This window comes from Aciduliprofundum sp. MAR08-339, assembly GCF_000327505.1.
Taxonomy (GTDB): domain Archaea; phylum Thermoplasmatota; class Thermoplasmata; order Thermoplasmatales; family Aciduliprofundaceae; genus Aciduliprofundum.
This window is the reverse complement of the sequence record NC_019942.1, coordinates 811,237-823,089: the sequence shown is the minus strand read 5'-3', so window position 1 is coordinate 823,089 and position 11,853 is coordinate 811,237. Positions and strand designations below refer to the sequence as shown.

The window sequence follows — 11,853 nt, the reverse complement described above, 5'->3', positions numbered from 1 at the left end:
AAGAAAACGTTTATATGGCATCCATAAATACTCTGCAGAATGAGAAAATCTTACAAAATTGCAGCCATCTACGTTGTAGTTCTGCTTCTCTCTCTCACATACGTTGCAGTTACCCCCACCACGAACACTCAACAGGATTATGCTGCAAACACAAGAAGCCAGGGAGGTATTTTCGTCGTGCCCATTGAGAACTACGGATACGCACCCATAATAAAGCACCTGATTGATAACGCAAAGAAAAGCGTGCACATATCAATGCTCCTCCTAAGCGATTACGAGCCAGTGAAAACACTTCTTAATTCACTTGTAGAAGCAAAAAATAGAGGGGTGGACGTGAAAGTCGTATATGAGGGAGACATTTCCTCCAACCATTACGGGGCGAATTATCTATCATCAAGAGGTGTGGCCGTAAAGGAAGATGGCTCTTCAAAATTTCTGCATACAAAACTTGTTGTCATAGACGATGAGGTGGTTTATCTTGGCTCCCACAACTGGAGTCCAAACGCTCTTGGAAAGAACAACGAGTACGGAATTGTGATATTCAACCAGAGCATTGCCAATGTTTACGAGAGGTATTTTCAGTCCATCTGGAACGATGCATCTTCAACTCCCAGCGCTGGACATGTGTATGAAAGCGTTCAGGGATTGAGCATAGAGACAACCTACGATGGGTACACCTACAACGAGTTAAGGAATCTCATAGATTCTGCAAGCCAGAGACTCTACGTGGCCATGTACACCATGGCCTATTACTCAAACCCCAACAGCACGGAGGAGCGGGTTGATACCCTGGTCAATGGGATTGTGAGCAAAAGGAATATTGCATCTGTCATACTTGATAACCATGATAGTGAGAATGCGTACAACTATCTGAAAGATAAAGGTGTGGACGTAATGTACGATTCGAAGTCTGTCACAACACATCTTAAACTGGTCATCGCAGATGATTCCGTGTACGTGGGAGATGCAAACTGGGATTATGAATATTTGGATAACGAGACTCACACTGTTGGAATAATAATCCACAATGCATCGGTGGCAAACTTCTTTGCGGGATACTTCCTAACAATAAAGAAATACGGAGACGCTCCCTACTACATTCCAGACGGTTTTGTGGATAACTGGAAAATTGAGACTCAGGCTGGGAAGGATGTAAATCTCACAGTATATCTTGCCAATGGTGGGTACATAAACGATACATCCTTTTACATACAGACAAGAAGCAAACTCAACACTTCAATCTACCAGCATCCTTCCTGGAATAGAAGTTCAGTATACGACTGGAAAGCCGAAAACCTGCACATACACGTGCTGAACAACGAATCCGGAAACTACATTGTGGCCATAACTTTCTACTCAAAGTACCATCACATAAACTACACCATGTACATAACCGTGAACGTGCAAGGAGAGCCTGTTCCAGAATTCAGCACCTATATCCTCCCACTAATGCTCATACTCATGGCGGTGTGGAAAAAGAGAGGAAAATGAGGTTTCATTTTCCCTGTTTTCTTATGTACTCAATTATGCCTCCTGCACGGATTATGTCCATGACGTATCCTTCAAAGGGTGGGAAATGAATTACAAAGTCCTTTGTCTTGTTCTCAATAATTCCCCTCTCTATGTCCAACTCAACCTCATCGCCGGCATCGAATCTTTCAATGTCCTCTTTTTTTAGTGTTATCGCCGGAAGCCCCAGATTGATGCAGTTTCTGTAGTATATCCTTGCGAAACTTTCGGCGATTATCGCCTTTATTCCTGCCGCTTTCAGGCACTTCACCGCCTGCTCTCTGGAGGATCCGTATCCCCAGTTCTTGCCCGCGACGATAACGTCTCCAGGCTTAACATTCTCGGCAAAATCGGGGTCCAGATCCTCCAGCGCGTGCGAGGCCATCTCCTCGTCGCTCATTATCTTGTAAGTGTACTTGCCGGGGAATATCACATCGGTGTTCACATCATCTCCATATTTCCACACTCTTCCCATTCACAACACCTCCCTTGGGTCTGTGATTCGGCCTTTAAGAGCCGTTGCTGCGGCAGTGGCAGGAGAGCCGAGATAAATCTCCGCATTTGGATTGCCCATTCTGCCCTTGAAATTCCTGTTGGCTGTGCTGAGGCATTTCTCTCCATCGGCAAGAACGCCAGCATGCGCACCGAGGCACGGACCGCAACCGGGATTCATAACCACAGCGCCTGCATCGGCCAGAATCCTCAGAATTCCACGCTCATCCGCCTCTTTCCACACCTCCCATGATGCGGGAAATACGAGCATTCTCACATTTGGATTGACCCTCTTTCCCTTGAGAATCTTAGCCGCAATCTCCAAGTCCTCCACTCGGCCATTTGTGCAGGTGCCCAGAAATACCTGATTTATCTCTATATCCTCCGCCTTATCTATGTCACGAACATTATCCACTGTGTGGGGAAACGCGATTTTTGGAACTAAATCGGAGGCGTCGTACTCGTATCTCCTTTCATATTCCGCATCCTCATCCGGATGCATTATCTCGTAATCTCCCCTCGCTCTTCCCTGCAGATACCTCTCAGTTTTTTCATCTGCTTCTATTATTCCGTTCTTTGCACCCATCTCAGCGCTCATATTTGTGAGAACCATGCGCGATGCAATGCTCATATTTCTTATCGTTTCGCCCTTGAATTCCACTGCTTTGTAAACTGCTCCGCTTGCAGTTACATCTCCAATTATGTGCAGAGCCAGATCCTTCGCAAACACGCCCTTTGGCATCTCTCCATTAACGATGATTTCATAAGATTCTGGAACGCGGAGCCATATTTTGCCCGTTGCCCATATTGCAGCGACCTCACTTCTCCCGATGCCTGCGGCGAAGGCGCCGAATGCTCCGGGCGTGGTGGTGTGTGAATCCGCACCCACTATGACACTTCCCGGGAGATCGTAGCCCTTCTCTGCCATGACCTGATGACAGATTCCGGTGTTTATATCCCAGAAGTTCTCAATGCCCTGCTCCTTCACAAATCCCCGTATGCTTTTGTGGTTGTTCGCGTAATCGGCGGTTGGCGCAGGAACTGTGTGGTCAAGGATTATAACGATTTTTCTCGGATCCCATACTTTATCAACACCTGTCTTCTTGAATTTAAGCAAAATTGCAGCGGAGTTGTCATGGCTCATGACCCATGTGGGTTCCACAGTTACAATCTCTCCTGCTCGGACCTCTCTCTTTCCCGCCTTTTTTGCCAGAATCTTCTCGGTGAGTGTCATCCCCATTCTATCACCGTATTCAATATGGAGATGATGTATTTTAAATTTCACAAAACTTAAATCCCATGGCTCATTGAAAGGGGTGTGAAGAGATATGTGATTGACTCCTCCGCCCTGATCGAAGGATTCATTCCGCCTGGAGATGTTGAGATCTACACCACGCCAGGTGTTGAAAGTGAAGTCAAGAGCAAGGGTGTGTATTTTCCCATAATAAAGGTTGTTTCACCCTCAAGGTACAACACAAAACTAGCGGTCAAGGCCGCCAAGGAAACAGGAGATTTTCATTCCTTGAGCAATGTGGACATTGAACTCATAGCACTTGCTCTGCAACTTAACGCAACCCTGATTACGGATGATTACGCAATGCAGAATGTTGCCTCTCATTTGAACCTGGAATTTATGGGCATTCATCAGGATGAGATAAAAGAGATTCGCAGGTGGAAGTGGAGATGCACATCCTGCGGAAGGTACTATTCAAAATACTACTCCTCATGCCCTGTATGCGGAGGAGAGTTGAATAGAGTAAGAAAATCGGGAAAGAGAAGATGAAAGTTGAGAAAGTTATGAAAAAAGTTGAGAGAATTAAAAATATCTCGGAAATTTTTCACGCAACTTCTTGGGCGATGTCACCATGAGAAAATTGGGTTTTTCTCATGTATATTCTCATGTATTATACATGAGAATGCACGTGTTTTTCCATGGGTGGAAATCATGGAACATATAGGGGTATAATATGTGGTTGGAACTCCAACTTTTTCTCAACTTTTCTCAACCGCTCTCAACCTCTGTAAAATACCGGTTCCAACCAATTTCTCAACTTTTCTCAACTCTTCTCAACTTTTTCTCAACCTTTCTCAACCATTTCCAACCCCTGTAAAACACTACTTCCAACCGCTCTCAACCCAATGATTTTTGAGGGAATTTTTATATATTATCCAGCCACGATAAAATTCCATGCTTCTCTGAGTTTTACCCATGTTTTGGAAAAAACTGGAAATAAAAATAATGCGTTGAAAAATAAGTTAAATACATAATATTTTTTAACTTTGCAGCAGGATCATATCTTAGCTATTTCCCGAATAAAAACAATTAAAATACAGAAAAAATAAGGCATTTTTGGAAAATCTTCCAAAACCTTTTCCAATTTTGGAAAAATTTAAAAATTCCACATTCCCTTTGTTTTATTGATGAAGGCATAGAAAGAAAAGAATTAAATTATTTTGGGAGATATACCTAGGAAGCGGGGGTTACCGAGCCAGGTCAAAGGTGCGGGATTTAGGGTCCCGTCCCGTAGGGGTTCGAGGGTTCGAATCCCTCCCCCCGCATTTAGGGTTTTCTCAGCCAGTAACCACAGTTTGGACAGTACTCAAAATCGGGTTCAAGTTCGTAATTACAAACAGGACACCTTTTTTTCTCTTTCCTGAGGGCATATGCAAAGAGAGTTAAAAACGAAAGTGCGAGAAGTGAAGCGTATAAGAAATACCATCCAAATCCAGAGTGCTCTCTTACCTCCTTCACGTACCCATACTTTGGAAAATAACCATCATAATGCCTGGTGTTTAGAGGAACGACTGTCAAATTTTCAATTTTAGCGCCCGCCTCTGCAGGCGATATGCCAGTCCAGTAATGAACGTATTTTATGGAACCTCCATCCAGCAGCATGGTGTTTGACCCTGTGGACTCCATATAGTAGTACCTCGTTTCTTTGTAAACAAAATAATCTCTCAGGTACACCCTAAATGGTCCTGATGGATCGCGTACATTGAGACCAACTGCCACATGCCCATAAACACCCCCATATATAACCTTCATAACAAATAGCACAACATCGTAGTCAAGAATGTACATTATCGTGGCCAGAAGCAGGGACTTATCCTCACAATCACCACCTCTTTCCAGAAGAGTTTCAATGGGAAACTTGTAGTAATCAAGAAATCCTGTAGACTTGAAATCACTTACATATGGAACATTCTGCACAAAGGAGAGTATGAAATTTGCCTCTGTTAACCTGTTCCATCCGTTTTCCCTTGCTATGGAATCCAGCATGCTGGCCAGTTCTTTCATATAGGTATCATTTGGTGTGAGGAAATAGGCAAGGTAAGTATAATTATCTCCAATCCTGTATCCAGCAGGATATCTGTGATAAAAAGAGTAATCGGAGTAGGGGATGGACATACTAATACTCCATACATTGCCCTCGTGGGTTATCTCCGGCTTTGAAGTACCGTTTATGAATATGCTAAGAGAAAAATGCTGTCCATAGAAATCCCACTGGTAGCCAAGAACATTTGAACCCTCGGCGTGTATCATGGGTGTGAGTGAGGTGAGCAAGGTAAGCAGGATGAGTAATACAGCCTTAATTTTCATCCTTCTCTCCCCCAAGTTCGTATCTGCAGTAGGGGCAGAATCTCCATCGGGAGCTTACCTCACGCTTACAGTTTGGACATTGTGAATCCCTTGGTGGTTTCTTGGTATCCAAATGAATCACAAATAAAAGAGAAATCGTAGAAAGTATCACAATTAAGCTGCCCGCAATAGCCAGAGGCCAGTTCAGGGTCTTCTTGAACGTTAGGTCAACTTCTATGGCAGTTTTTGAATTGAAATTCGCTATTACGATATAGTATATTCCAGTCTTGGGAACAGAAAAACTCAATTCCATAGCCCTCCCAGTTTGAGTGTAATAACTTCCGTTAAACGTGCCATTGTTAAGCAGTTTGTAAAACTCGGATTTACTCATTATGTATACGGTGAATGTATGAAATGATGTGAGGTTGTAGCTCACCACCTCCCCTCCGTACATTCTAAATCCTATACCCCTGAATCCTCCCTCCGGAAGATTTACCACCTCTGTATAGGGATTAAACACGCCGCCCAGCACCACAAGTGTCATCCCCAACACAAATACAAGAAGCACAGCAATTTTTACCGAATTCACGGTAAACTCAATTAAATCATCACATTTAAAACTTTGTAATTATCCGGACAAAGCTTAAATAGGTGGAAATTATAAAAAATACGATGAGCAGGATAATAAAAAGCAAGGTGAAATTCATCTCGCTTTATCTGGAAGAAGAGTACCTTGCCGAGATTATGAGAATACGAATCAAAAAATTCATTAGAGAGCTAAGAGAATTTGAAGAGGAACAAAATAAAAGGTGATCCAATTTTAAAAATATTTAAATAATGCCAGTGCAATGGTGGGAGAGATGAATATAAAAAAGTATCTGGGTGGGTGGAAGTTTTATCTTGCGCTTATCACCGCATTTGCCATAATAATTCGCTCAATTCCCGCCTGGATATATTCGGCATGGGGTACCGATTTTGGAATTTATTACTCAATAACAATTGAGTTTCTAATAAAGAAGAATCCATTCTACGAGTATCCTGCAGTCTGGGGTTCTTCAGGATATGGGTCATTTCCCATGCTCTACTCCATAATACTTCTGGTTCACCTTTTCACAGGTCTTCCTCCTCAGGAACTCCTTCTTAAAGTACCGCCGGTGATCGGAGGACTCTGTGTGGTTCCCCTGTACCTAATAGCATATGAACTCACAGGAAGCAGGAAGATAGGTATAATATCTGCAGCATTGCTTGCAATCAACCCGATACATGTGTACCAGACCTCAATGCCCTATTTACTCACAGTGGGTCATTTCTTCATGCTCTTCTCCCTATATTTTTTCATAAAATGGCTCAAGGAGGATAAATACATATTGTACTTGGTACCATTTTCAATAGCCCTGCTTCTGTCCCATCACCTAACCAATTACATATACATAATATCCATCACGGGCATAACATCATTAGGGGGAATGTACGGATTCATTCAAAAAAGAGATGTTAAAAAATCATTCCTCTTCATAGTGTTTTTCACGATAACAACAATTGCCTACTGGATTCTCCGTGTTCCGGGAATGAAATATTTCATGACCTCTCCTTTCCATTACCTAATTCCATGGTACGGTACTGCATCTCTTGGTATCGCAATTATAATTGCATTGTACTTCATTTCTACGAAATTCCACGCCGAATACAGAGGCAATATCCTAAATAGCCTGGATTCACTGAAAATATTGAAGGTGTTCTCAATTTCCCTAACCGTATCATTCTCAATATTTCTGGCACTCGCCCTGATTGGACTTAGGGGCTACTGGATCCCGATGGTGGCCATTTTTTACTCCATACCCTTCATGCTAACCATAGGATTTATAGGTGTCGGATTTACAAGACTGCACAGATATCCAAAACTTTTTCATATAGTGGGTGGATGGATGATTTCCATAGTATCCTCACTGCTCTTCGGACTGATCACCTGGTCCTCTCTGGAGCCTTGGAGGCACATAGAGTATCTCATGGAACCCCTTTCAATTGTCGGAGCAATAGGGATCGTGACAATTCTTCAGAGTAAAGTGTTCAAGAAGGTTTCTGTAAGGAGAAGAGTAAAACTATCTGTGGAAAATCAGTTTTACACACCACACCGCCTGTTTGGAGAGAATACCCTTGAACTTGCAACTCCCATGCCTGCAGGAATAGTAAAATCAGTGAGTGAGCCAATAACTTACGAGGAGAGGGTGCCAATGGGCAGGGTATTTCAGATAATATTCGTGTTCATTTTATCCTTTATTTTGGTTATGAGTGGAATAACCGCTTTTTCATTCATAAACAAGGTAGAACGCTCCACCTCTGAAGGGGTATCCTCAGTTGTCATGAGTGGGATTAACTGGCTAGTTGAAAATGGAAACAGAAACTACACTGTTGCGACAAACCATATGCTTGGCACCATACTGGAAGCATACGGATTCCCTTCCAGCTTTGAGTACGATTACAAGATATGGAATGCCACCAAATGGACCGACTGTCTTGATGAACTGGAAGGATTGAACGGCACTTATCCAAAAATAGGCTACGTTGTGATAACCAAGGAGATGTACGAAAATGGCGTATTTGGATACAACAACTCTCAAAATCCTCTGCAACCTCCAGTATTCATGGGCCGTGCAGGATACGAGAAATTCCACCACGAACCATTCAAACTTATATTCAGAAACGCTACAGCAGACAACACGGACTGGGTTGAAGTGTATGTGGTTGATTGGGCCTACATAGATTCACATATTCCTCATAATACAAATAATATATCCACAAAAACTGAATAAATTTCAAATGCACAAAACAAAAATTAAAAAGAGGTTAGAGAGGATTACTCCTCTGTTTCTTCAGTTGTTTCCTCTTCCACGCTCTCTTTCTTCTTGGCTATCTTGTTCACCTGTACGATGACGTAGGCCACCAGTGCAAGGGTTATGATGACCAGTATCAGCACGCCGATCTCCCAGTAGAGTGTGGTGTTCACGCTGTTTGCAGTGTTTGCAGTGTTGGTCTTGATGCTGTTCACATCGGTCTGCACTGTGCCCAAGTTGGTCTGTATGGTTGCAACTCCATCCTTTATGTCAGTGACCGTACCCTTTATGGTACCGAGTGTGGTCTGTATCTCAACAACGCTGCCTTTGAGATCGCTTATGCCCTTTGCGTTGCTCACCACTGTTGCATTTATGGCATTGAGTTTAACCTGCACGGTTCCAAGCGTGGTCTGTATGGTTGCAACATCTCCCTGGAGCTTGGTTATCTTCGCATCCAGATTGCTCAAGGAGGTCTGTATGTTGCCTATATCTGTCTGTATCGTCGCCATTCCATTGCTTATGTCTGTGACCTTCGCATCCAGATTGCTCAAGGAGGTCTGTATGTTGCCTATATCTGTCTGTATCGTCGCCATTCCATTGCTTATGTCTGTGATCTTGGCATCAATCGCACTTAGCTTGGCACTCATCTGGCCATATGCAGTATTCAATAGTGCATAGGTTTCGTTAGCAGTATTCCAGAGACCCACAATCTTGGCGTTAAGCTGTGATATGGATACGTTAACCACGTCTCCCAGCTGAGTAACTATGGTAGCTATCTGATCATTGGAAAGGGTTACAACCATAGCACCAGAGCCCTGCTCTAGTTTGTAATTTCCATAATCCACCATTCCATAGTTAGAGGATTCCTTAACCGTTGTATAAGAGAACTCTGAAGGCACACTCCACACATAATACTGATTGCTCGGAGAATAGACAAAGTTATTTATAACTGGCAATTCAACCTGGAAGTACGCCTGTGTTCCATTAGCCGCATACAGATGCACATTGAAATATCCTACCATCCTGAAATCGTTGTATCCATTTCCATATGAGCTAACATATGGAGTATGTTGCAGGATATTTACATATCCAGTGAGAGTTCCTGAGCCATACATGGAGTTGGCCGTACCCATTACAAAGTAGGAGCCCACATTGTTCACCAGTACAGACCCAGTGACGAATGTCACTCCATTTATATTACCATAGAAAGTCAGCTGATAATTCTGTAGTTTTATCTCCTGTTGGGCAGATCCTGAAAGAGCCATACTGTAAGAATTCATTCCGCCGTTTTGCAGATTGAGGAGCAGTGAAGTGCTATTGCTGATCACAGAATACAAGTTATAATACACACTGGTAGTAGTATTCCCAATGGATGCCATAGTTGTAACACCTGTGATACTATTTATTATGGGTGTTAGTGAAACATTCTGCAAAGGTCTACCAACTGTAATACTATAGTACACATCTACCGTAGCTCCTGAAGATCCAGCACCAAGGGGCAGAGTACCTGTAACGTTAAGAGGCACATTGTAGAAGGTATTGGACCAAGATGTCGAGGTGGTCATTATTATATCAAAGTTACCAGTGTACCATCTGTATGTATTAGATATTCCATAGGCATTCCAAGTTATAGTCTGCATTCCTGAGACATTAGCATTTGTTATATTCACATACTGCATATAATCGGTTATATCCATTCCTGAGGAATAGTACATTCCGTCCAAAGCATAGATCTCATTTACTGGAAGAGCTGGTTCTACTGGTGCAGTAGAAATATCTGTATAGAGATAACCCTCAAAGAATGGATACTCCGTTGAATTTTTCTTTATGTCACCGAAATCTGCATAGATATAATAATTACCCTTAAACACTCCTCCATAGAGAGCATAGTAACTATTACTACTCACATAGAGAGACGCATTGTACCAGCCACCCATGGAGTTGTTGGCGAATCCGCTTAACCCACTAACAATTCCGGGCACAGAAATAGATGTCCCTATGGTTAGGAGGGTATTGACCGCATTATTGGAACCTGTTCCATTAAATACAAGCATTCCAGAGTACCCTGGGAAGACTGCATACAGACATGCCATAAACTTCGCATCATGAAGGTACCAAGCAATTTCATAGAGTGATAGTTTATAGTAGTTAGCCATCAGAATGTTTGTGTAATCCATAGGCACACTACCCACTGTAAATTCAAAATTAACTGCGGGGGCAGTACTCTCATTTAGCACTATTTCCATACCCGTATTGTTGGCTGCCGTTGTTACATTGTATGTTATATTCAAAACACCAGTGTTTGTAACACCATATATCACTGGAGATACTGCATTCACAGTCACAGTAACATTAACATCTGCTGCACCCACATAAGAGCCATATTCCAAGGTCTCATTAAGACCAGTGATCGCCCTCTCTCCATAGAAATAATTTGGTGTTCCCACAGTAGACGGTAGAGCTACAAAATTAGCAACCACATCAGTAGCACCCAAAGTAAGAGTGGCCTGCTGACCCTCATAGGTAAAGGTAGGCATAACTTTCCCAACGCCAAAATAGTTAATCTTTGGATATCCAAGATAAGTAGACAAAGTAGCATTAATCAACGGATAGAACTCCTGATTCCAGTTACCGAAATCATGAGTGGGTGTAACAACTGCCTGCAATGTTAACTGCTGAGTTTTAACCCAATATGTATCATTTATTAGATATCCATCGACCATTATAAGTCCATCATCAGACATCAAAGAGAAATTCAAGGTCATATTGAAATCCCACACTGCAGGTGCTATTGCATAAACTCCCTGGATAAAATAGTTTGTAGTCAGGCTTATATTTATAGCACCAGTTACAGTTCTGTTGAAACCAATCATATTTATAGTATTGTTGAAATATATTGGCGCCAATCCATTTATAATTTGTGCAGTAGTGTTATTTGAGAAACTAAACTGGGTTCCATTTACCCATGTGTTCAGCGTGTTATTGTAGAAGGAAAATACATAAGTCCCTGTAATACCTGGATTCTCGAGACCTACATATTTACTTTCAAATGAATATCCTGCTTGAAGATTTACAGTGGTTGTGTTCGTAAACGTGGATGAAGTCCCAGTATTGTTTACATATGTTGAAGTGAGATACTGTGCGTTAACACTTACGTAGCTCCAAGAACCACTAAAGGTTATACTCAGAGTATAATTCACATAATAAGTACTGCCTGATATCCCAAAGTCATGAATATCATAGCTTGCCGAGAACTGACCGGTAAGCTCAGTAAGAGAAGCAGGAGACACAGTAACAAATGTTCCTGGCATAGTGTAAGTTCCCGGAGCCGTAATAGTAGAGGCATAAATCCCTGTAAATTTGAAGGATACCAAAACTCCAGATACTGTAGAATTTACATAGAAGCTTGTTTTTATTTTAGTTATCTGGTTCCCTGCGTTA

At 42.3% G+C, this 11,853-nt stretch carries 9 protein-coding genes and 1 tRNA gene; 5 read left to right on the top strand and 5 right to left on the bottom strand.

Annotated features, from left to right (window positions below):
• Nucleotides 1-39: 39 nt before the first annotated feature.
• Nucleotides 40-1,491, top strand: a complete 1,452-nt coding sequence (locus ACIM339_RS04445; protein ID WP_015283418.1) for a phospholipase D-like domain-containing protein — start codon at nucleotides 40-42, stop codon at nucleotides 1,489-1,491.
• Nucleotides 1,492-1,495: 4 nt separating this feature from the next.
• On the opposite strand, the gene ACIM339_RS04440 is transcribed toward ACIM339_RS04445, so the two are convergent.
• Nucleotides 1,496-1,984 (bottom strand): 3-isopropylmalate dehydratase small subunit, encoded by a 489-nt coding sequence (locus ACIM339_RS04440; protein WP_015283417.1) that lies wholly within the window; start codon nucleotides 1,982-1,984, stop codon nucleotides 1,496-1,498.
• Nucleotides 1,985-3,241: a 3-isopropylmalate dehydratase large subunit gene (locus ACIM339_RS04435; RefSeq protein WP_015283416.1), complete on the bottom strand. Its 1,257-nt coding sequence runs from the start codon at nucleotides 3,239-3,241 to the stop codon at nucleotides 1,985-1,987.
• A gap of 78 nt (nucleotides 3,242-3,319) precedes the next feature.
• Here ACIM339_RS04435 and ACIM339_RS04430 point away from each other — a divergent pair, with 78 nt between their 5' ends.
• Nucleotides 3,320-3,784 carry an NOB1 family endonuclease gene (locus ACIM339_RS04430; RefSeq protein WP_015283415.1) on the top strand — a complete coding sequence of 155 codons (465 nt, stop codon included), beginning with the start codon at nucleotides 3,320-3,322 and terminating at the stop codon, nucleotides 3,782-3,784.
• A 691-nt stretch (nucleotides 3,785-4,475) separates the two neighbouring features.
• Nucleotides 4,476-4,560: transfer RNA gene (locus tag ACIM339_RS04425), tRNA-Leu, on the top strand.
• 1 nt (nucleotide 4,561) lies between these two features.
• Here the strand turns inward: ACIM339_RS04425 and ACIM339_RS04420 are convergent.
• Together ACIM339_RS04420 and ACIM339_RS04415 are read right to left on the bottom strand one after the other, a co-directional pair.
• Nucleotides 4,562-5,602: a zinc ribbon domain-containing protein gene (locus ACIM339_RS04420; protein WP_015283414.1), complete on the bottom strand. Its 1,041-nt coding sequence runs from the start codon at nucleotides 5,600-5,602 to the stop codon at nucleotides 4,562-4,564.
• Nucleotides 5,592-6,170: a zinc ribbon domain-containing protein gene (locus ACIM339_RS04415; RefSeq protein ID WP_015283413.1), complete on the bottom strand. Its 579-nt coding sequence runs from the start codon at nucleotides 6,168-6,170 to the stop codon at nucleotides 5,592-5,594. The genes ACIM339_RS04420 and ACIM339_RS04415 overlap by 11 nt, the downstream gene beginning before the upstream one ends.
• A gap of 83 nt (nucleotides 6,171-6,253) precedes the next feature.
• Between ACIM339_RS04415 and ACIM339_RS08000 the strand changes: the two genes are divergently transcribed.
• Both ACIM339_RS08000 and ACIM339_RS04410 read left to right on the top strand, forming a co-directional pair.
• Nucleotides 6,254-6,394 (top strand): hypothetical protein, encoded by a 141-nt coding sequence (locus tag ACIM339_RS08000; RefSeq protein WP_201764060.1) that lies wholly within the window; start codon nucleotides 6,254-6,256, stop codon nucleotides 6,392-6,394.
• Nucleotides 6,395-6,441: 47 nt separating this feature from the next.
• Nucleotides 6,442-8,391, top strand: a complete 1,950-nt coding sequence (locus ACIM339_RS04410; RefSeq protein ID WP_015283411.1) for a hypothetical protein — start codon at nucleotides 6,442-6,444, stop codon at nucleotides 8,389-8,391.
• A gap of 44 nt (nucleotides 8,392-8,435) precedes the next feature.
• Here ACIM339_RS04410 and ACIM339_RS07995 read toward each other — a convergent pair whose 3' ends face one another.
• Nucleotides 8,436-11,285, bottom strand: coding sequence for a hypothetical protein (locus ACIM339_RS07995; RefSeq protein WP_201764059.1), 2,850 nt, complete (start codon nucleotides 11,283-11,285; stop codon nucleotides 8,436-8,438).
• Between the last annotated feature and the right edge of the window lie 568 nt (nucleotides 11,286-11,853).